Raw genomic sequence first — 20,882 nt, forward strand, 5'->3', positions numbered from 1 at the left:
GGGAGCTGGTAATGGGCGAGCAGACCACCGGGCCGCAGAAGATGACCCCGTCGGAGGCCTTCGTCGAAACCCTGGCGGCCAACGGAGTCACCGAGATCTTCGGCATCATGGGCTCGGCCTTCATGGACGCGATGGACATCTTCGCGCCGGCCGGGATCAAGCTGATCCCGGTCGTGCACGAGCAGGGCGCGGCGCACATGGCCGACGGCTACGCCCGGGTCAGCGGGCGGCACGGCGTGGTGATCGGGCAGAACGGCCCGGGCATCAGCAACTGCGTCACCGCGATCGCGGCGGCGTTCTGGGCGCACAGCCCGGTGGTCATGGTGACCCCGGAAACCGGCACCATGGGCATCGGGCTCGGCGGTTTCCAGGAAGCCAACCAGCTGCCGATGTTCCAGGAGTTCACCAAGTACCAGGCGCACGTGAACAACCCGGCACGGATGGCGGAGCTGACCGGGCGGGCGTTCGACCGGGCGATGTCGGAGATGGGCCCCACCCAGCTGAACATCCCGCGCGACCACTTCTACGGCGAGATCGAGACCGAGATCCCGGTACCGCAGCGGGTCGACCGCGGCCCCGGCGGCACGCGCAGCCTGGACGAGGCGGCCGAGCTGCTCGCCACCGCGGAGTTCCCGGTGATCGTGGCCGGCGGCGGAGTGGTCTTCTCCGGCGGCGTCGAGCAGTGCCGAGAGCTCGCCGAGCGGCTCGGCGCCCCGGTGGTGAACAGCTACCAGCACAACGACTCGTTCCCGGCGAGCCATCCGCAGTGGTGCGGCCCGCTCGGCTACCAGGGGTCCAAGGCGGCGATGCGGCTGATCGCGAAGGCCGACGTGGTGCTCGCGCTGGGCACCCGGCTCGGGCCGTTCGGCACGCTCCCCCAGCACGGCCTCGACTACTGGCCGAAGCAGGCGAAGATCGTCCAGGTCGACGCGGACCACCGGATGCTCGGTTTGGTCAAGAAGATCGACGTGGGCATCTGCGGGGACGCCCGGGAGTCCGCGGCCGCGCTCACCGAACGGCTGCGCAAGCGGACCCTGGCCTGCGACGCGAGCCGCGGGCAGCGCGCCGACGAGATCCGCGACGAGAAGCTGGCGTGGGAACGCGAACTGGACTCGTGGCTGCACGAGACCGACTCCTACAGCCTCGACATGATCACCGAACAGCAGCAGGAGGACGGCAACTGGCTGCATCCGCGCCAGGTTCTGCGTGAGCTCGAGAAGGCGATGCCGGAGCACGTGATGGTGTCCACCGACATCGGCAACATCAACTCGGTCGCGCACAGCTACCTGCGGTTCGAGGAACCCCGCAGCTTCTTCGCCCCGATGAGCTTCGGCAACTGCGGGTACGCGCTGCCGACCATCATCGGCGCCAAGGTCGCCGCCCCGGACCGCCCCGCCATCGCCTACGCCGGCGACGGCGCGTGGGGCATGAGCATGGGCGAGATCATGACCGCGGTGCGCCACGACATCCCGGTCACCGCGGTCGTGTTCCACAACCGGCAGTGGGGCGCGGAGAAGAAGAACCAGGTCGACTTCTACAACCGCCGGTTCGTCGCGGGCGAGCTGGAGAGCGAAAGCTTCGCCGGAATCGCCCGCGCGATGGGTGCGGACGGCATCGTGGTCGACTCGCTCGACGAGGTCGGCCCCGCGCTGCGCAAGGCCGTGTCCGCGCAGATGGACGAGGGTCGCACCACCGTCGTGGAGGTCATGTGCACCCGCGAGCTCGGTGACCCGTTCCGCCGGGACGCACTGCGCAAGCCGGTGCGGACGCTGGACAAGTACCGCGACTACGTCTGACCGAACCGGGGCGGTCCGGCCCGGCGCCGGACCGCCCTCCTCAGGAAAGCGGTGCACCGTGCCGACCTCCGAAGTGCTGGCCGAGCCCTTCCCGCTGTACCGCCGGTGGCTCGGTGTCCTGGACGGCGAACCGCGCACGGTCGCGCTGGCCGACGGCGAAGACCCCCGCGCGGTCCAGGCCGCGAAGCAGCTGCACGACGAAGCGGTGATCGCGCCGCGGCTCATCGGCGATCCGGCCGCGATTCACCGCGTGTGCCGGGAAACCGGGATCCGGCTGCCCCCGGACGTCGTCGTGGACGCCCGGGCGCTCGCCGGCGACCCACGCGTGCGGCGACGGATCGAGACCCGCCTGGCGAAGCATCCGGACCGGATCCCGGACGCGCTGGCCGATCCGCTCGCCGCGGCGGTGGCCGGCACCGCCGCCGGGGTCTTCGACGTGTGCGTGGCCGGCGCGGCGCGGCCGAGTTCCGACGTGCTGCGCGCGGCCCTGCGCTACGCCGGCCTGCGGCCGGCCACTGCCACGTTGAGCAGCTGCTTCCTGCTCGTCCTGCCGACCGGCCGGTGCCTGACCTTCGCCGACTGCGCGGTGGTGCCCGACCCCTCCGCGGAGGAGCTCGCGGACATCGCCGTAGCCTCCGCCGGTACGCACGAGGCATTGACCGGACAGGAGCCCACCATCGCGATGCTCTCGTTCTCCACCCTCGGCAGCGCCTCGCACGAGCGGGTCGAGCGGGTGCGCCGGGCGACCGAGCTGCTGCGCAGGCGGGACATCGGCTACCGCGTCGACGGAGAACTGCAGTTCGACGCCGCGGTGGTGGCCGGCATCGGGCGGCGCAAGGCACCGGGTTCCGAGGTCGCGGGCAGAGCCACCGTGCTCGTCTTCCCCAACCTCGACGCGGGCAACATCGGGTACAAGATCGCCGAGCGGCTCGGCCGGGCCCGCGCGTTCGGCCCGGTTCTGCAGGGCTTGGCGGCGCCGGTCAACGATCTCTCCCGCGGCTGCACGGCGGCCGACATCGCGGTGACCGCGGTGCTCACGGCGGTCCGGGCGTCCGGCGGGACCGGAGCCGGATGACGCTCCTGTTCGCGGCGCTCGCCGTCGCCTTCTCCGCGCTGATCGGCGGGGCGACGGGATTCGCGTCGTCACTGCTGGCCACGCCGGCGTTGCTGCTGCTCGGCTACGACGTGCCGCTGGTCGTGACGGTGAACCTCAGCGCGACGCTCGTGTCGCGAATTCTGGTGGTGTGCCGATCATGGCGGTCGATCGAGCCGAGACGGATCGGCCTGCTCGTCGCCGGAAGCGCGCCCGGCGCCGTGCTCGGCGCCCTGACTGTCGGCCTGGTCCCGGCGCAGCTCCTGCGAATCCTCGCGGGCGTCACGGTGGCCGCGCTGGGACTGCTGCTGTTGCTCCCGTCGGCAGGCCGAGTCCCGGGCCGGACGAGTCACGTCGCGACCGGGCTGGCCAGCGGCTACCTGGCCACCTCGGTCTCCTTGAACGGCCCGCCGGTCGCCGCGCTGCTCAGCCGGGCGGATCTGCCGGTGCGCCGGTTCATCGCGAACCTGGCCTGCTATTTCATCACCACGAACCTGATCTCCCTCGCCGCACTCGCGCTCAGCGGCGGCATCCCGGCGCACGGCCTGCTGCCGCTGCTGCCGATCCTGCTGGTAGCCGCCGTCGCCGGCAACCAGCTCGGTACTGCGGTGTCGGCACTGCTGCCCCGGAAGGCCTTCAAGGTCGTCGTGGCAGTCCTCGTCATCGCCTCCGGCGTGGCGACCGCGTGCGCTTGACCCACCGCGCACTGCGTTAATCTGGCCCGGCCAGCAAACCAGCCAGCACGACGGACGCCCGTGAATCACTCACCAGCTCAGCCACCCGCCGGGACCCAGGCCATCCGGCGTGCGCTCGGCGTACTGCGACTGCTCGTGAACGAGGACGGCGAGTTGTCCCTCCCGGCGATCGCGCGGCGGCTCGACCTCACTCCGGGCACCGCGCACCGCGTCGTCGGCGCGCTGAGCGTGGACGGTCTCGTGACGCACAATCCGCACACCGACGCCTATCACCTCGGGCCGGGCGCGATCCTGCTCGGCCAGGCCGCGCAACGGGTGCACGGGCTGGAGCGCGCGTTACCGGTGATCGAACGGGTCAACGAGGACACCGGCGAATCCGTCAACATCACCATCCGCGACGGCGGTGAGTCGGTGGTGCTGCTGCGCGCCCAGTCCACCCTCCCGCTGCGCTTCGAACAGCATCCCGGAGCCCGCTTCCCGTTGTACACCACGGCTTCCGGCAAGGCGATGCTCGCATGGTCGCTGGATGCGGAGAGCTATCTGGCCGGCCTGCCCGAACACCTGTCCGCGCTGACCGAGCACACCCTGGCCACCCGCGAGGAGCTTGCCCTGCAGCTGGCCCAGACCCGCGATCGCGGCTACAGCATCGACGACGAGGAGAACGTGGCGGGGGTGCGCTGCGTCGGCGCCGCGGTGCTGGACGACCAGGGGCTGGCGAAGGCCGCTGTGGTGATCCAGGTGCCGACAGTGCGGCTGCCCGACGAGCGCCTCCCGCATCTGGGCGCGCGAGCGGTCGCGGCCGCGGCCGAGGTCGCCCAGTTCCTGCCACCGGACCGCTTCACCCGCCACTGAGCCCCAGCGCCCGCGCCGTCAGGGTCGCCAGGTGCACCGGCTCCCTCCCGGCCAGCTGCCGGATCTGCGTTCGGCAGCTGAACCCGTCCGCGTGCACCACGGTGCTCTCCGGTTCGGATCGCAGGGCGGGGAGCAGCTGGTGCTCGGCCACTGCCACCGAGATGTCGTAGTGGCCGCGTTCGAAGCCGAAGTTCCCGGCCAGACCGCAGCAGCCTTCGCGGAGTATCCGCACCTCCCCGCTCACGCGGTCGAGCAGCCGCGTGTCCGCGTCGTAGCCCAGGTCCGCGTGCTGGTGGCAGTGCACCTGCGTCAGGACACGACCGGTCGGCGCCGAAGGTAACGCCACGTCGCCGACGTGCTCGGCGAACGTGCGCACCGACCGGCGCAGCAGCTCCACCCGCGGATCGTCCGGCAGCAGTTCGGCACTGTCCTCCCGGAGGAACGCGGTACAGCTCGGCTCCAGCCCGATCACCGGCAGTCCCTGTTCCAGCGCCGGCTGGAGCGCGTCCAGCGTTCGGCGCAGTACCCGCCGGGCCGTGCGCAGCTGTCCGGTGCTGTGCCAGGTCAGTCCACAGCAGACAGTGCGCTCGGGGAGCCGGACCTCCTGGCCGAGCGATTCCAGCACGGCCACCGCATCGCGGCCCACCTGCGGGTCGAAGAAGTTCGTGAAGGTGTCCGGCCACAGCACGACCGAGGCCGGCGACGCCCGCCGGTGCGCGTGCCGGGCGCGGAACCATGCGCGAAAGGTGGGGGCCGCCAGCTCCGGTAGCGCACGATCCGGTGCGAGCCCGCCCATCCGGGCGAGCAGCCGCCGGGCCGGGCTCGCCGCCACCGCGTTGACCATCCTGGCCAGCGGCGCTCCCAGTCGCAGCCACCGCGGCAGCGCCCCCATCGTGTAGTGCGCCGCGGGACGGACCCGGTGGTCGTAGTGCCGGCTGAGGAATTCCGAACGGTAGCTCGCCATGTCCACCCCGACGGGGCAATCCGACTTGCACGCCTTGCAGCCCAGGCACAGGTCGAGGGCGTCCCGGACCTCCGCGGACCGCCATCCCCCGGTGATCACGTCCCCGGCGAGCATTTCGAACAGCAACCGTGCCCGGCCACGTGTGGAGTGCTGTTCTTCGCCGGTCGCGCGGAAGCTCGGGCACATCACACTTCCGGACGCGGACACGCACTTCCCGACGCCGACACACCGGCGCGACGCGGCGGCGAGGTCACCACCGTCCGCGTGGAGCGCGAGCCGCGCACGGGTGGGCAGCACCGGCGGCGCCACCACGGTACGCAGATCGGCGTCGAGCGGTGCCGGATCGACGACCCGGCCCGGGTTCATCCCGTTGCCGGGATCGAACGCGGCCTTGAACTGCGTGAAGGCCGTGATCAGCCGCGGCGGGAACATCAGCGGCAGCAGTTCGGCACGCGCTTGGCCGTCACCGTGCTCGCCGGACAACGAACCGCCGTGCGCGACGACGAGTTCGGCCGCGTCGGTCAAGAAGGCACGGTAAGCCGTTCTGGCCTCTGCCGCGGCGAGCGGGAAGTCGACCCGCACATGGAGACAGCCGTCGCCGAAGTGGCCGTACACCACTCCTTCGCGACCGTGCTTGTCCAGCAACGACTCGAACTCCCGTAGATACCCACCGAGCCGTTCCGGTGGTACCGCGGCGTCCTCCCATCCCGACCACGCCTCGGATCCGTCCGCGAGCCGGGTGGCCAGGCCGGCGCCTTCCTCCCGGATGCGCCAGAGTTTCCGCTGCGCCTGCGGATCCGCGACCACGATCACGCGGCCGCCGCCTCGCTCCGCCCGCTCGGCCACCTCGCGGGCACGCGCCAGCGCCTCGGCCGCCGAGGCACCTCCGGTTTCCAGGTACAGCCAGGCGTCGCCGTCGGGCAGGGTGCTCCGATCGCCGGGCCTGCGGGCGTCGAGCGCACGCACCAGCTCCCGTTCGATGCCCTCCATGGTGAGCACCGGCAGACCGAGGAGCTCGGGCACGGCGTCGGCGGCCGCCACACTGCTGTCGTAGCCCGACACGACGAGCGCCCGGTACCTCGGCGCCTCGGTCAGTTCCACCACCGCACTGAGGATCGTCACACAGGTGCCCTCGGTGCCGACCAGCGCCTTGGCGACGTCGAAACCGTTCTCCGGCAGGAGATATTCGAGGTTGTAGCCGGAAACCCGGCGCGGTAGCCGGGGAAATCCCGTGCGGATGTCGGCCAGGTACTCGTCCCGCAGCGCGCGCAGCGACCGGTAGAGCCGACCCACCTCGTCGTCGCGCGCGCACAGTGTTTCCAGTTCGTGCGGCGAAGTGCGGCCGACGTCGAGCCTGGTGCCCTCGCGCAGGGCGATCTCGAGGGACCGGACGTTGTCGACGGTCTTGCCCCACGCGATCGAATGCGAACCGCAGGCGTTGTTGCCGATCATCCCGCCGATCGTGCACCGGCTGTGGGTGGAGGGATCCGGCCCGAACGTGAGCCCGTGTTCGGCGGCACGCTCCCGCAGCCGGTCCAGCACCACTCCGGGTTCGACCCGGGCGGTGCGTGCCGGGACGTCGATCTCCAGGATCCGGTCGAGGTGCCGGGTGAAGTCGAGCAGGACCGCCTCGTTCGCCGCCTGCCCGCCGATGCTGGTCGCCGCGCCGCGGGGCAGCACCGGCACGCCGTGTGCGGCGCACACCCGCAACGCCGCGATCACCTCCTCCGCGGAGCGCGGGCGCACGACCAGCACGGGCAGGTGCCGGTAGTTGGACGCGTCGGTCGAATGCGTCGCGAGCGTCGCCGGGTCGCCGGCCACCTCGCCGGACACCACCGCCTGAAGGGCTCGCTGCAACGCGGGTCGTGGATCTGCGGGGGACGACATGGGCTGCTCCGGGGAATTCGGGGTTCACAGCGGCTGCGTTCGCGGCTACCGTATCCAGTCACCACATAGTGGATATAGCTTCCACATATTGTCAACGCTGATGTGAGGAGTGGTCCCGTGCCGGACCTGCACCGCAACGAAAGTGTGTTCACCTGGGCCGCGCCGCCGCTGAAGTTCGGCCCCGGCGCGCTCGACGAGCTCGGCGCCGAGGTCGCCGCCCGGCAGGCGCGGTCCTGCCTGATCCTCACCGACCCCGGGGTGCGGCAGACCGGCATCCCGGACCGCGCGCTCGACGCCGTCCGCGCGGCCGGGGTCAAGGCGGAGATCTTCGACGGCGTCGGAGTCGAACCGACCGACGAGAGCATCGAGCAGGCGGTCGCTTTCGCCCGTGAGCGGGACTGGGACTGTTTCGTGGCGATCGGCGGCGGTTCCGCGATCGACACCGGCAAGGCGGTCAACCTGCTCACCACGCATCCCGGCGAGCTGCTCGATTTCGTCACGCCGCCGATCGGTGCGGGCACCGCGCCATGGCTGCCGCTGAAACCGCTGATCGCGGTCCCGACCACCGCGGGTACCGGCTCGGAATCCACCACCATCTGCGTGGTCGACCTGCTCGGTCTGCACCTCAAGGCAGGCGTGAGCCATCCGGCGCTGCGTCCGGTGCTGGCCGTGGTCGACCCACGGACCACCGTCACGTTGCCTCCCGAGGTGACCGCGGCCAGCGGCATGGACGTGCTCTCCCACGCGCTGGAGAGCTACACCGCGGTGGCCTTCGACGCGAAGCCCGCGCCGGAGGACCCGATGCGCCGCCCGGCGTTCTGCGGGTCCAACCCGATCAGCGACGTGTGGTGCGAAATGGCCCTCTCACTCGTGGGCAAGCACCTGCGGGCCGCCGTTCTCAACGGCCGCGACCTGAAGGCACGCACCGAGATGGCACTGGCCTCGACCTACGCGGGGACCGGGTTCGGCAACGCCGGCACCCATCTTCCGCACGCGAACGCCTACCCCGTCGCCGGCGCGGTGCGGGACTACCGAGCGGCCGGATACCCGGAAATGCCGATGGTGCCGCACGGGCAAGCGGTCTCGGCGACCGCGGCGGCGGTGTTCGGATGGACCTATCCCGCCTCGCCGGAACGCCACCTGCGTGCCGCGCACCTGCTGTCCGGCGGGCAGACCTTCACCACCACCGACGGCGCCGAGGCGCTGCCGCACGTGCTCGAAGAGCTGATGACCGACATCGGGATGCCGAAGGGACTGCACGCCTTCGGTTACGGTGAGTCCGATGTCAGCACCCTCGTCGACGGCACGCTCAAGCAGACCCGCCAGCTCGCCGTGGTGCCGCGCCCGGTCACCCGGGCCGCGCTCGAAGACATCTTCCGCCGTTCCCTCTGACTGCAACGGAGTTCTCAATGACGACGACTCCGCGCGACCCCACTTCACGAAGCACCGACGTCCGCCTGGTCGTGGCGTCGAGCGTCTTCGGCACCACGGTCGAGTGGTACGACTTCTTCCTCTACGGCACGGCCGCGGGGATAGTCTTCGACAAGCTGTACTTCCCCGGCAGTGACCCACTCGTGGCCACCGTGCTCTCGTTCGCGACGTTCGCGCTGGGGTTCCTCGCCCGCCCGGTCGGCGGCTTCATCTTCGGCCACCTCGGCGATCGGGTGGGACGCAAGAAGATCCTCGTGGCGACCATGCTGATCATGGGCGTGTCCACCTGCCTCATCGGGATACTGCCGGACTACGCGCAGATCGGCCCGGCCGCACCGATCCTGCTCGTGGTGCTTCGCCTGGCCCAGGGCGTCGCGGTCGGCGGGGAATGGGGCGGCGCGGTACTCATGGCGACCGAGTACGCGCCACCCGGAAAACGGGGCCTCTACGGGAGTTTTCCGCAAATCGGCCTCGCGCTGGGGCTGATGCTCGGTACCGGAGTGCTCGCCGCGCTCAACGCGCTGACCACCGAGGCGGCCTTCCTCGCCTGGGGCTGGCGGATCGGCTTTCTGCTGTCCGCGGTGCTCGTGGTGGTCGGCCTGCTGATCCGGGTCAAGATCATGGACACGCCCGCGTTCCGCACCATGGCCACCCGCGAGGGCGAGGCCTCCGTCCCCGCACTGGAACTGGTGCGGGACCGGATCTCCCGTCGGCATCTGCTGCTGGGCATGGGCAGCCGGCTCACCGAGGGCGTCGCCTTCAACGCCTGGGCCGTTTTCGTCATCTCCTACGGCACCGGCACCCTCGGACTGGCCCGGCAGCCGCTGCTGCTCGCGGTGATGGTCGCCGCGGCCGTGATGGTGGCGTGCATCCCGTTGTTCGGACGGCTTTCCGACCGGATCGGACGGCGGCGGGCGTTCGCCGCCGGCGCCGTGACGACCCTCGTGCTGGCCGTTCCCGCGCTGGCCGCACTCCACGGCGGCAATCCGGCCCTCATCACCCTGGCTCTGGTCGCCGTACTGGGCATCAGCTACCCGCTGATGTACGGGCCGCAGGCGGCGTTCTACGCGGAACTGTTCCCGGTTTCCCGGCGCTGCACCGGGATCTCGGTCGTCTACCAGCTCTCCGGTGTGGTCGCTTCCGGGTTCACCCCGCTGGTGCTGGCCTACCTCGCCGCTCGCACCGGCACCGGCGGGGTGCTCGGCTACCTAGCCGCCACGACGGTGGTCAGCGTCGCCTGCACCCTGGCGATCCGCCGCCGCGACCTGTTCGGCGACGACCTGCGCGCCGCGGAGCCGGCCACCGCGGCCGAGCACCGGTGACCCGTGCCGGGCCACGGCCGGCCGGGCCGGGCCCGGCCACACCGCACTCCCACCGAAGGTGACGAGCATGTTGGCACCCAGTGAAATCAGCCCGCTGTTCACCCCGCCCAGCGAGGGCTGCCACACGTAGAGCACCACAGCGAGCACGACACCCAGCACCATTCCGGCCGCGACCGCACCGGCAGCCGTGCGCCGTGCGTACAGCACGGCCAGCCACCCGGGCACCACCTGGGCCAGCAGCATGTAGGTGAGGTTCAAGACGGTGAGCATCAGCGTCGAGGCGTACACGGTCAGCACCGCACCGAGCACGAGGAAAGCGGCGACCGCGACGGTCGTCCAGCGACGCTGCGCGGCGGGCCGCACGTTCGGGGCCAGATTGCGGGAAACCATCCCGCCGATACCGAGCGCCGTCGCGGCGAGCACGAGCAATCCGGACAACGCCGCGCCCGCGGCGACCACCCCGAGCGCCCAGTCCGGCAGCAGGCCGCGTGCGGTCACCATGAAGACGGTGTTCGGGTTCTCCAGGCCCGGGTGGTGCCGCACCCCGTAGTAGGCGGCGAGCACGAGGAAGGGGTACACCAGCATGTAGAGCGGCATCCACACCGTCGAAGACTTGACGGCGCGTTCGGACCGGGCGGGGAACACGTACGAACCCCCGAAACCGAAGTAGAACACCAGGCTCTGGAACACGATCGTCGTCAGGGCGAAGGTGAGTGCGTTGCCGTCCATGGTCGCGGTCGCGGGTACCGGCGCGGAGGCCCGTTCCGTGCCGGCCCCACCGGCCAGGACCGCCGCGAGCCCGACCGCCACGATGGCGGCGAGCATGAAGACGTCCTTCAGGATGGACACGAAAGCCGGCGAGCGCACGCCCGAAACCACGAGGTAGCAGAAGGCCACCACCCCGGCGATCAGCACGCACTGCACCGGGCTGAGCGCGAGGCCCAGCGCGCTCAGCACGACCTGCAGACCGATGAACTGGTACTGCCCCCACGGAATCAGCGCGATCAGCATGGTCGCACAAGTGACCAGTTCCAGCGGTCGGCTGGCGAAGTGCCGGCCGAACACGTCCGGCACGGTCATCGCGTCGTAGCGCTTCGCCGCGCGCCAGATCAGCGGCGCGACGAAGTAGCCCAGTGAGTAGGCGAGCAGGATGTATCCGAGGAACCAGACGCCGTAGCCGGGTCCCTGGGCGTAGATTCCGCTCGGGAACCCGATCATCGTCCCGATGCTGTACACCTCCCCGACGGCCAGGAAGTAGATCAGCCAGGGCGGGAACGAGCGCCCGCCGACCAGGAATTCCGAGATCCCGCCACCCCGGCCCGCACGGCCCGCCCAGACCGCCAGCGCCAGCGAAGCGACGACCACGGCGCACACGATCACGACGATCATCGTTCACCGTCCTGCCGGTAGTGGCGCGAATCGAAGAACCGCCAGCTCACCCACAAGCACGCAGTGGTGAGCGGGAAGCAGCAGAACATCCAGCAGAAGACCACCGGGATGCCGAACACGAGCGTCGGATTCCCCGCCAGCACGAGGATCCCGGCCACGACCGCGACCACCGGCACACCGAGGCCGATCACCACACTGGCACGGCTGCGGATCACTGCGTTCCTCCTCCGGAGTACACGACTTCGCCGCCGACGATCGTCGCGGCGACCGAGATCGCCCGCAACCGCTCGGCGCCCGCGGTGGTCGGATCCGCGGTCAGGATTGTCAGATCGGCCAGCTTGCCGGGTTCCAGCGTGCCCTTGTCGGCTTCCTCCCCGGCCAGGTACGCGGCCTCGGCGGTGTACCCGCGCAGAGCCGTCGTCACATCCACCGCCTGTTCCGGGCCGAGTTCGAACCCGTCGCGGGTACGACGGGCGACCGCGCACCAGATCCCTTCCAGCGGCGGTACCGGCGTGACCGGCGTGTCCGAGTGCAGCCCGAAACGGACCCCGGCTCGGCGGGCGGAGGCCAGCGGGCTGATCCGCCGGGCACGCTCGGGTCCGAGGAAGCGGTCGCGGTGCCGGTCGCCCCAGTAGTAGACGTGCTTGATGAAAAACGATGCCAGGACGTCGTGCCCGGCCATGCGCGCGAGCTGGTCCTCCCGCACCGTCTGGCAGTGCTCGATCCGATGTCGCCGGCTCCTGCCCGGCGGAGTGCCCAGCCGCGCGTAGGCGTCGATGATCGCTTCGATCGCCGCGTCACCGTTGCCGTGCACCGCGACCTGCCAGCCCGCACCGTCGTACGCCGCGATCCGGCGCGCCAGGTCTTCCGGCTCCAGCAGCATCATGCCGTGTTCACCGGGCGCGCAGGTGTAGCCGTCGGCCAGGCACCCGGTCAGCCCCTGCAGTGAACCGTCGGCGATGAGCTTGATCCCGGTCAGCCGGAACCGGTCGTCCGGGTCACCGGCATCGGTCACGTCGCCCGGTGCCGCGGCAGGCATCCCGGCCAGCAGTTCGTGAAACAGGTAGCCGGTCATCCGGGTCCGCAGCTGCCCGGCGGTCCGCACCCGCCGGTAGGCGGCCAGCTCGTCGTGTCCGCCGACGAGCCCGATCCCGGTGTCGTGCACGCTGGTGACCCCGTGGCGGGCGTACTCCGCCCCGGCCAGCCGCAGCGCATCGGCCAGTGTGCCGGCGTCCTGGCCCGGCAGCCGGGAGGACACCAGGAAAGCCGCGGACTCGATCAGCAGCCCGCTCGGCGCTCCGTGTTCGTCGCGTGCGATGCGGCCGCCCGGCGGGTCCGGAGTGTCCGCGGTGATTCCGGCGCTGCGCAACGCTGCCGAGTTGGCCACGCAGAAGTGCCCGGAGACGTGGGTCAGCAGCACCGGGTTGTCCGGCGAGACCGGATCGAGGTCCGCCCGGCCGGGGTGCCGGGCGTCGGAGAGCAGCGTGTCGTCGTAACGGTAACCGCGGATCCACTCGCCGGGACCGGCGTCGCGTACCGCCTGCGCCACCCGTTCGACGAGGTCCGCGACCGACTCGTTCGGCGGAGTCCCGGCGTCCACCGCCGCGGCCAGGGACAGGCCGAAGAACACCGGGTGACTGTGCGACTCGACGAACCCCGGGATCGCGGTCCGCCCGGCCAGGTCGAGGATCACGGTGTCCGGACCGGCCAGCTCGGAGATCTCCCGGTCCCCACCGACCGCGAGGATGCGCCCGTGCCGGGCGGCGAGCGCGCTCGCCCGCCGTCCCGCCCGGTCGAGGGTCAGGACCGTTCCGTTCCGGATCACGAAATCCGCGCTGCCGCGGGGATCGGCGGACTCTGCACTGGACGGGTACGGCATCGGACCTCCACCGGGAGTGTGGGCATGTCGGCAGACCTCGTTCACCTTGGGCCGTGGCTGGCTCCGCGAGTAGGTCCAGAACGGCGTGCGTCGAGGGTGCCAGCCGCTACCCGAGCAGATCCGCGGCAACCTCGCCGAGCAGCGTCACGCCCGCGTCGATCGAGCGCAGCGAAACCGCCGCGAAGCCCAGCCGGAAGTGGTTGCGTGCCGGTTCGTCGTCGAGGAAGAAGATGTCCCCGCGCTCGAGCAGCAGACCGCGGCTTTCGGCGTCGCGGGCCAGCGCCCGGCAGTCCAGTTCGGGCGGTCCGGTGACCCACAGGCTCACCCCGCCGGGCGGATAGGACGCCGGTGCCCATTCCAGGTGTTCGTGCACCGCGGCGCAGACCGCCTCCCACTTGCGCATCAGTTTGGTGCGGTAGCGGCGCAGCGCGCGGTGGTATTCGTTGCTGTCGATCAGCAAGGCCAGCGCCCGCTGCAAGTGGCCGGACGGGTGGCGCAGCGAGTAGCGGCGCAGATCTCGCAGTTCGGCGACCAGGTCCGCGGGCCCGACGAGGTAACCCAGCCGCAGGCCTGGGGACAGGAACTTCGAGAACGTGCCGAGATAGACGACGTCACCGGTGCTGTCGAGGGCCTTGAGCGCGGGCGTCGGCGTGCCCTGGTAGCGGAACTCGCTGTCGTAGTCGTCCTCGACGAGCACCGTGCCGGCCTGCGCGGCCCGCTCCAGCAACCGCCGGCGGCGGCCGATGCCGAGTGTCACGTTGGTCGGATGCTGGTGACTCGGCGTGACGTGTACCAGGTCGAATCCGGCGAGCGACTCCGGCACGACCATGCCCGCGCGGTCCACCGGCAGCCCCCGTACCCGCGCGCCGGCCCGAAGGAAAATATGCCGGGCGTCGAGGTAACCGGGGTTTTCGACGCCGGCCGTCCGGCCCTCGGCCAGCAGCAGCCTGCTCAGCAGATCGAGGCCCTGCTGGGAACCCACGGTCACCAGCACCTCCTCCGGCCGCGCTTCGATACCGCGGGCGGGCAGCAGCTGCCGGCAGATCATGTCCACCAGCATCGGGTCGTCGGAAGCGACGCTGTCCCCCAGGCTGTAGTGCACGTGGGGGTGGAACAGCGCCTCGCGGAGGCAGCGGTCCCACGAACGCGACGGGAACGCCTGGACGTCGATCTGACCGACCACGAACGGATATCGGTACCGGTGCCAGTCCACGCGCTTCTCGATGTGCGGCACGTTCCGGTCGGGGAAGCGGCGCACCTTGGCCGCCCAGTCGATCCGCGAGGGCACCCGCCGTTCCGGTTCTCCCCCGGCGGGGCGTATCTCGGCGTTGACGAACAGCCCCCGGCGTTCCCGGCTGTCGACATAGCCTTCGGCGATCAGCTCCTGGTAGGCCAGATTGACCGTGTTGCGGGAGATTCCCAGCTCGTCGGCCAGCTCCCGGGAACTGGGCAGCCGCCGGCTGGGGTCGAAGGCGCCCACCGCGATACCGCGCTCGAGAGCCCGGCGCACCTGCCGGTACAGCGGTTCACCGGACTTCCGGTCGATGTCGATCAGAGTACGTGCCATCGGGCCTCCCGCGACCGAGCATGCCTGCCCCCTGGCCCTGCCGAAAGTACCAGAACCGGTGGATCCGGCAGGACCAGCCTGGACCCGGCAAGCTCCCCGGATCTGGCTCTGTCCGCTGGTCGGGCCGGTTGTCATGGTCGAGACGGGGGCAGTCAGCACGAGCAGGTACAAGGAGGCATTCGTGGTCGACACGACACAGCTCAGGGCGCAGGCACGGCGTCACCTCGGCCCGCACTTCACCCGGGGTGCACAGTGGCACGGCGCGGACTTCCCGGTGTTCGTCCGGGGTGAGGGCTGCCATCTCTACGATTCCGCCGGCCGCCGGTACCTGGACGGGCTCGCCGGCCTGTTCTGTGTCAACCTCGGCCACGGCCGGACCGACCTGGTCGCCGCCGCGGCGAAGCAGATGGAGACGCTGCCGTACGCGACCAACTGGGGCGCCGCGCACCCGCCCGCGATCGAGGCGGCCACGCGGATCGCCGAGCTGGCACCGGGGGACCTGAGCACGACGTTCTTCGTCAGTTCCGGTTCCGAAGCGGCCGAAAGCGCGATCAAGTTCGCCCGCCAGTACCACCGCAGCCAAGGTGAGCCGGGCCGGACCAAGATCATCAGCCGGGACCTCGCCTACCACGGCACCACACTCGGCGCGCTGTCGGTCACCGGGCTGCCGAAGATCAAGGAGGCGTTCGGCCCGCTGCTGCCGGGGATCCGGCATGTGCCGAACACCCTCGGGTACACCGGGGACTGCGGCGAGGCCGCGGCGCTCGACTGCGTCCGGGCGATCGAGGAGGCCCTCCTCCAGGAGGGGCCGGAGACGGTCGCGGCGATCTTCGCCGAGCCGGTGCAGAACGGCCGCGGTGCGCTCGTTCCGCCCGACGGCTACTGGGCCGAGCTGCGCAGGATCGCCGACGAGTACGGGGTGCTGCTGGTCGCCGACGAGGTGATCTGCTCGTTCGGCCGGCTCGGCCACTGGTTCGGCAGCGAAAGGTTCGGCGTGGTACCGGATGTGCTGACCTTCGCGAAAGGCAGTACCTCCGGGTACGCCCCGCTCGGCGGCATGATCGTTCGTGAACCATTGATGCAGGGACTGTTCGATTCCCCGCTGACGGGCGCGTTCACCCACGGAGCGACCTGGGGAGGGCACCCGGTGCCCACCGCGATCACCTCGGCGGTCATCGACGCGATGACCGGCGAAGCCGTACTGGACAACGTGCGCACGCTCGGCCCGCACCTGCGCGCCGGGCTGGACGATCTCGCCGCGAACCATCGCTGTGTGCGGGAAGTGCGCGGCACGGGCTACTTCTACGCCGTGGAACTGACCGCCGACCACGACACCGGACGCGAGCTGACCGCCGCGGAATCGACCCGCGTCCTGCGCGAGGTCATCCCCGCCGCGTTCGACCGGACCGGGGTGATCCTCCGTGGCGACGACCGCGGCGCGACGATGCTGATGATCTCACCACCGCTGGTCGCCGACCGCACCATCCTCTCGGACCTGCTGCACGGCCTGGACGGAATACTCTCCGACATCGAAGCGGCCTTACCACGCTGACCCGCGGGAATCGGGCCGGGCACCCTGGTGGTGCCCGGCCCGTTTCCCGTGCGTCACCGGCGCCGGTCCGCCTCGGCCGGGATCTCGGCCACCGCGACGGGTTCGGCGGCCCGCGCCCGGCGCCACACCCGCACCTGGTAAGCACCGAGAATCAACACCAGCGTGACCAGGCTCATCAGCACCTGCGAACGGCTGGCCGGGAGCACCGCCATCGCCACGATCACGGCGACCATCAGTGCGATCGTCGCATAGCTGAGCCAGGGGAACAGCCACATCCGCAGCGTCAGCCTTTCCGGCGCTTCGCGTTCGAGTACGCGGCGCAGCCGAACCTGGGCCAGCGCGATGCCCAGGTACACGAACAACGCCACGGCACCGTAGGAATTGACCAGGAAGCCGAAGATCAGCTCGGGCGAGAAGTACGCGGCCAGCACGGAGAGAAAGCCGACCACCGTGCCCGCCAGGATCGCCCGCCGCGGCACCCCGCCGCGCGAGAGCTTGGTGAACCCGCGCGGCGCGTCTCCGTTGCGAGTCAACGCGAAAAGCATCCGCGAGGACGTGTAGAGCGCGGAATTGAGACAGGACAGCACGGCGATGAGCACGATCGCGTTCATGATCGTCTCCACCGCCGGGATGTGCAGCGCGCCCAGGACCGCGGCGTACGGGCTGACCTCGACGTCCGCGGAATCCCACGGCCGCACCGCGACCACCACGAATACCGAACCGACGTAGAAAGTGAGCACCCGCACGACAATCGAGCGCATCGCTTTCGCCACCGCCCGTTGTGGTTCCGCGGACTCGGCCGCCGCGATCGTGACGATCTCGGCTCCGGTGTAGAAACCCATGCACGGCACGACCGCGGCGAGCATCGCGCCGACCCCTGCCGGGAAGAAGCCGCCGTGGTCCACGAGTGTGCCGAGTCCGGCCTGCGCCTGCGGCCACAGCCCGGTCAGATAGAGCACACCAAGGAACAGGAACACCACGATCGCGATGATCTTGATCGAGGAGAACCAGTATTCGAATTCGCCGAAGGACCGGGCGGAGACCAGGTTCGTGGCGGTGAGCAGGGCCATCAGCACCAGGCTCAGCACCCACAACGGTGCGTGCGGCAGCCACAGCTGAAGGATCCGTCCGCCGGCCACCGCTTCGACCGCGACGACGACCACGAAGAAATACCAGTACATCCAGCCGACGGAGAATCCGGCACGGTCGCCGAGCGCCTCGCGTGCGTAGACGTAGAACGAGCCGATCGCTGGTTTCGCCACCGTCATCTCGGCCAGCATCCGCATGGTCAGGATGGTCAGCCCGCCGGCGATCGCGAAGGAGACCACCGCGGACGGCCCGGCGGAATGGATGACCACGCCACTGCCCACGAACAGGCCCGCACCGATCACCCCGCCCAGCGCGATCAGGTTCATGTGGCGTCGTTTGAGGCCCTGGCGCAATCCGCCGGCCTGCCGCTCGTCGGACGCAGAACTCACGTCTCCTCCTTCTGGCGCCTCGCGCGAAGTCACCGGGAGAGGCACCGTCGACCGTGGGGAGTGGTGCTGTGGTTCGCCTCACGATACGAAGGCGGTGGTTCCGCGCAGAGTACCAGTTGGGGCCCTTCGCGCAGGACCAGCGAACCCGGCCGGCGAGGCCGCGGTAGACGGGATTTCGTTGGCTCGTAAACTGTTTGCTCCGTCCCGATCGGACCCACGCGCCGGCCGAATCCCCCTGGGACGCCGGTTCGGAGGACAGCGAGTGGATTGACCGGCACGGTGATCATGGTCAGGGTGCCGCGCTCGTCGTGCGCACCCCGGCGGCCACAGTTGGCCCCAGTTGGCCGCAAGACTGCCCGTTAGTACTTTCGGCCGACCTCCGCACGGCGAAAACCCGCCGAAAGACGTGGGCCATCCCGGGCTTCTTGCCGCGGCAGCGGTCCGGGACCCGGACGCCGCCCTACTGTGACGGTGCTCGCTGATCTTGAACCGGACAGAAGAGGGGAACCAGCCATGCGCAACCGGACCGGATTCTTCGGCAGAACGCTCGCCGCGGCGGGCACGCTGGTGGCACTGGGCCTCGCCACGGCCGTCCCGGCGTCCGCGGACGAACCTTCGACCGTCGAACAGGACGTCGATCAGCTGTACCAGAACGTGATCGACCTCTACGGCGGCCTGCCCGCCAGTGCCGTACAGGGGGTCGACCACCTGTTCGAGTCGCCGATCCCGCAGATCGGCCGCCAGAGCCGCGCCGCGCAGGGCCCGATTCCCGGCTGCACCGACGGCGCGCTGCTGACGTATGCGGACAAGCTCTCGGCCGACCTGACCCCGGTCGAAAGCAAGGCGCTCAGCGCGCTGTCCGGGCTCAGCCAGCTCTACACCCAGGCCGTGGCCACCGACAAGACGCCGCAGGTCTTCGGCACCGACGGGCAGTACACCCCGCGCGCGACCGCCACGATCGACAAGCTGCGCGGCTTCTGGGACATCGAGAGCTGGAACGTCCAGCTCGTCGCGTGGAAAGGCACCGACCTGGGCAGCGACGCGAAACTGAAGCAGACCTTCGGCCTCGGCCTCGCGCCGGCGAAGGTGCCCGACGCCGCCGCGCTGGCCGCGAAGGTGCTCTACGAGGTCCCCGTACTGCAGGGCGGCCGCAACCCGCTGCTCACCCTCAACGCGTTCTCCGCACCCGCCGAAAGCCTCGGCGGCAAGCGCGTCGCGCTGGGTGACGGCCTGCTCGACGTGGTCGGCCTGCTGGGCTACGACGACGTCTCGGTGGAATCGGTGATCGGCCACGAGTACGGCCACCAGGTCGACTTCGCGCACGACAACCACCCGGCCAACGAATCCGCCGAAATGGGCCCGGACGCCTACGGCGGCTACTTCGTCGCACACGCCAAGGGTGAGGCCTGGAACGCCCGCGCCCAGCAGGAGACCACCTACCTCGACGCGTCCATCGGCGACTGCTACCACAGCCACGGCACCCCCGACCAGCGCAAGGCCGCCGGCGCCTGGGGCGAGAAGCAGGCCACCGGCCAGAACAACCCGAACCGGATCGTCCCGTCCGCCACGATGATCGAGAAGTTCCAGAAGGAATACCCCAAGCTGGTGCCGCCTACCGGTGACCAGCGCGCGCTCACCGCGGCACGCGGCTGAGCCCGGTTCGCCCCACGGCGGGCCGCCCCCCTTCCCCGGGAGGCGGCCCGCCGCGCACTGTGAGTACACAGTGGACAGTCAAACTCCGGAACCTGGTACTTCATCGGAATTTCATGACCCGCCCTTACCTTTTCCTCGGCAGGTGGGAATCCGGCGTGTCCGATGGAGGGAACAGATGCGTTTCAGGAAGTGGTGCGGAGGAACCGCGGTGGCGCTCACCGCGGTACTGGGCAGCGGCGTCGCGCAGGCGGAGGCGGGCACGCCCGGGGACACGCTCGCGGCCGGGTTGCAGAAGCTGACCGGCACGGACGGCGTGATCGGGGCGATCGGCATGGTCCGCGACGGCGAGACCACCCAGTACGCCGCCGCCGGTACCGGCGACTACTTCGCCGGGACACCGGCGGATCCGCACACGAAGTTCCGGATCGGCAGCAACACCAAGGCGTTCACCAGCGTCGTGCTGCTGCAGCTGGAGGCCGAGGGCAAGCTGTCGCTGGACGACACCGTGGACCGGTGGCTGCCCGGCTTGGTCGACTCGAACGGCAACGACGGCACGAATATCACCGTCCGGCAGCTGCTCAACCACACCAGCGGCCTCCCGGAGTACGCCACCGGCCGGCTGATGCTCGACTACGGCGGCAACCTGAACCCGAGCGAACCGCATCCGCCGGAGCAGCTCGTCGCCGCCGCCGTCGCCGACAAGCCGACGTCCGCACCCGGTGCGGCCTACCACTACTCGAACACCAACTACGTGCTGGCCGGCATGGTGATCAAGGCGGTCACCGGAAACGATCCGGCGACCGAGATCGGCACCCGGATCATCGCGCCGCTGGGGCTTTCGGACACCACGTTCCCGACCAGCGACCCGGCGATGCCCGCCGACCACCTCAGCGGGCACTTCCACGTGCACGGCCCCGTTTTCCTGATCCGCGACGTCACGGCCTCCAACGTCCGGTTCTTCGGCGCGGCCGGTGCCATCGTGTCCACTGTGGACGACCTGGCGGACTTCGAACGGGCGTTGTTCTCCGGCGAACTGCTGCCGCCGGCACAGCAGCAGGAGCTGCAGACCACGGTGCCGATGTCGGACGATCCGGCCGCCGGTGGCTACGGCCTCGGTGTCGGTCTGGTGCGGACGGAGTGCGGTCCGGTGTGGACACACACCGGTGAAGTACTCGGTTACGCGAGCACCTGGCTCACCAGCCCGGACGGCCGGCGCCAGGTGGTGGTCGCGAACAACGAGCACAACCTGGTGCAGGACCCGGTCATCAGCAAGGATCTGTGGGAGCAGCCGCTGGCCGCGTACTGCGCGACCGGCGGGAGCTGA

At 70.4% G+C, this 20,882-nt stretch carries 15 protein-coding genes; 9 read left to right on the plus strand and 6 right to left on the minus strand.

The annotated features are described in order from the left end of the window. Positions 1-11 precede the first annotated feature (11 nt). Genes xsc through BJY18_RS07670 form a run of 4 tightly spaced genes read left to right on the plus strand, consistent with a single transcriptional unit; the run spans position 12 to position 4,436 of the window. Positions 12-1,796, plus strand: coding sequence for a sulfoacetaldehyde acetyltransferase (gene xsc, locus BJY18_RS07655; RefSeq protein WP_184778905.1), 1,785 nt, complete (start codon positions 12-14; stop codon positions 1,794-1,796). A 58-nt stretch (positions 1,797-1,854) separates the two neighbouring features. Continuing rightward, positions 1,855-2,871 carry a phosphate acyltransferase gene (locus BJY18_RS07660; RefSeq protein WP_312873778.1) on the plus strand — a complete coding sequence of 339 codons (1,017 nt, stop codon included), beginning with the start codon at positions 1,855-1,857 and terminating at the stop codon, positions 2,869-2,871. Continuing rightward, on the plus strand, positions 2,868-3,584 hold the full coding sequence (locus tag BJY18_RS07665; RefSeq protein ID WP_184778907.1) for a sulfite exporter TauE/SafE family protein: 717 nt from the start codon (positions 2,868-2,870) through the stop codon (positions 3,582-3,584). The genes BJY18_RS07660 and BJY18_RS07665 overlap by 4 nt, the downstream gene beginning before the upstream one ends. A 60-nt stretch (positions 3,585-3,644) precedes the next feature. Then, positions 3,645-4,436 carry an IclR family transcriptional regulator gene (locus BJY18_RS07670; protein WP_184778908.1) on the plus strand — a complete coding sequence of 264 codons (792 nt, stop codon included), beginning with the start codon at positions 3,645-3,647 and terminating at the stop codon, positions 4,434-4,436. Here the strand turns inward: BJY18_RS07670 and BJY18_RS07675 are convergent. Then, positions 4,423-7,287, minus strand: coding sequence for an FAD-binding and (Fe-S)-binding domain-containing protein (locus tag BJY18_RS07675; protein WP_184778910.1), 2,865 nt, complete (start codon positions 7,285-7,287; stop codon positions 4,423-4,425). The genes BJY18_RS07670 and BJY18_RS07675 overlap by 14 nt on opposite strands. Before the next feature lie 117 nt (positions 7,288-7,404). Between BJY18_RS07675 and BJY18_RS07680 the strand changes: the two genes are divergently transcribed. Together BJY18_RS07680 and BJY18_RS07685 are read left to right on the plus strand one after the other, a co-directional pair. Continuing rightward, on the plus strand, positions 7,405-8,679 hold the full coding sequence (locus BJY18_RS07680; protein WP_184778912.1) for a hydroxyacid-oxoacid transhydrogenase: 1,275 nt from the start codon (positions 7,405-7,407) through the stop codon (positions 8,677-8,679). 17 nt (positions 8,680-8,696) lie between these two features. After that, positions 8,697-10,040: an MFS transporter gene (locus tag BJY18_RS07685; RefSeq protein WP_184778914.1), complete on the plus strand. Its 1,344-nt coding sequence runs from the start codon at positions 8,697-8,699 to the stop codon at positions 10,038-10,040. Here the strand turns inward: BJY18_RS07685 and BJY18_RS07690 are convergent. The 4 genes from BJY18_RS07690 to pdxR all read right to left on the minus strand — a co-directional run bounded on the left by BJY18_RS07690 (position 9,927) and on the right by pdxR (position 14,875). After that, positions 9,927-11,429, minus strand: coding sequence for a sodium:solute symporter family protein (locus BJY18_RS07690; RefSeq protein ID WP_184778916.1), 1,503 nt, complete (start codon positions 11,427-11,429; stop codon positions 9,927-9,929). The two genes, BJY18_RS07685 and BJY18_RS07690, sit on opposite strands and share 114 nt — an antisense overlap. Then, complete coding sequence (locus BJY18_RS07695) at positions 11,426-11,644, minus strand: DUF3311 domain-containing protein (RefSeq protein ID WP_184778918.1); 219 nt, start codon at positions 11,642-11,644, stop codon at positions 11,426-11,428. The genes BJY18_RS07690 and BJY18_RS07695 overlap by 4 nt, the downstream gene beginning before the upstream one ends. Then, positions 11,641-13,308 (minus strand): amidohydrolase, encoded by a 1,668-nt coding sequence (locus tag BJY18_RS07700; protein WP_184778919.1) that lies wholly within the window; start codon positions 13,306-13,308, stop codon positions 11,641-11,643. Before BJY18_RS07700 ends, BJY18_RS07695 begins: the two co-directional genes overlap by 4 nt. Before the next feature lie 106 nt (positions 13,309-13,414). After that, positions 13,415-14,875 carry a MocR-like pyridoxine biosynthesis transcription factor PdxR gene (gene pdxR / locus BJY18_RS07705; protein WP_184778920.1) on the minus strand — a complete coding sequence of 487 codons (1,461 nt, stop codon included), beginning with the start codon at positions 14,873-14,875 and terminating at the stop codon, positions 13,415-13,417. 181 nt (positions 14,876-15,056) lie between these two features. Here pdxR and BJY18_RS07710 point away from each other — a divergent pair, with 181 nt between their 5' ends. Further along, the gene (locus BJY18_RS07710; RefSeq protein WP_312873779.1) at positions 15,057-16,427 is read left to right on the plus strand and encodes an aspartate aminotransferase family protein; all 1,371 of its coding nucleotides are present in this window, start codon (positions 15,057-15,059) and stop codon (positions 16,425-16,427) included. Between the two features lie 53 nt (positions 16,428-16,480). On the opposite strand, the gene BJY18_RS07715 is transcribed toward BJY18_RS07710, so the two are convergent. Then, positions 16,481-17,842, minus strand: coding sequence for an amino acid permease (locus tag BJY18_RS07715; RefSeq protein ID WP_184784492.1), 1,362 nt, complete (start codon positions 17,840-17,842; stop codon positions 16,481-16,483). Between the two features lie 576 nt (positions 17,843-18,418). Here BJY18_RS07715 and BJY18_RS07720 point away from each other — a divergent pair. After that, complete coding sequence (locus BJY18_RS07720; protein WP_184778922.1) at positions 18,419-19,558, plus strand: hypothetical protein; 1,140 nt, start codon at positions 18,419-18,421, stop codon at positions 19,556-19,558. A 175-nt stretch (positions 19,559-19,733) separates the two neighbouring features. Beyond that, on the plus strand, positions 19,734-20,882 hold the full coding sequence (locus BJY18_RS07725; protein WP_184778923.1) for a serine hydrolase domain-containing protein: 1,149 nt from the start codon (positions 19,734-19,736) through the stop codon (positions 20,880-20,882).

Origin of the sequence: Amycolatopsis jiangsuensis, from assembly GCF_014204865.1 — a bacterium.
Lineage (GTDB): Bacteria > Actinomycetota > Actinomycetes > Mycobacteriales > Pseudonocardiaceae > Amycolatopsis > Amycolatopsis jiangsuensis.

Coding starts and splice junctions, on each gene's coding strand:
- BJY18_RS07720 (WP_184778922.1), top strand. CDS start 18,419: ATGCGCAACCGGACCGGATTCTTCGGCAGAACGCTCGCCGCGGCGGGC.
- BJY18_RS07685 (WP_184778914.1), top strand. CDS start 8,697: ATGACGACGACTCCGCGCGACCCCACTTCACGAAGCACCGACGTCCGC.
- BJY18_RS07665 (WP_184778907.1), top strand. CDS start 2,868: ATGACGCTCCTGTTCGCGGCGCTCGCCGTCGCCTTCTCCGCGCTGATC.
- BJY18_RS07725 (WP_184778923.1), top strand. CDS start 19,734: ATGCGTTTCAGGAAGTGGTGCGGAGGAACCGCGGTGGCGCTCACCGCG.
- BJY18_RS07700 (WP_184778919.1), bottom strand. CDS start 13,308: ATGCCGTACCCGTCCAGTGCAGAGTCCGCCGATCCCCGCGGCAGCGCG.
- pdxR (WP_184778920.1), bottom strand. CDS start 14,875: ATGGCACGTACTCTGATCGACATCGACCGGAAGTCCGGTGAACCGCTG.
- xsc (WP_184778905.1), top strand. CDS start 12: ATGGGCGAGCAGACCACCGGGCCGCAGAAGATGACCCCGTCGGAGGCC.
- BJY18_RS07715 (WP_184784492.1), bottom strand. CDS start 17,842: ATGAACCTGATCGCGCTGGGCGGGGTGATCGGTGCGGGCCTGTTCGTG.
- BJY18_RS07690 (WP_184778916.1), bottom strand. CDS start 11,429: ATGATCGTCGTGATCGTGTGCGCCGTGGTCGTCGCTTCGCTGGCGCTG.
- BJY18_RS07675 (WP_184778910.1), bottom strand. CDS start 7,287: ATGTCGTCCCCCGCAGATCCACGACCCGCGTTGCAGCGAGCCCTTCAG.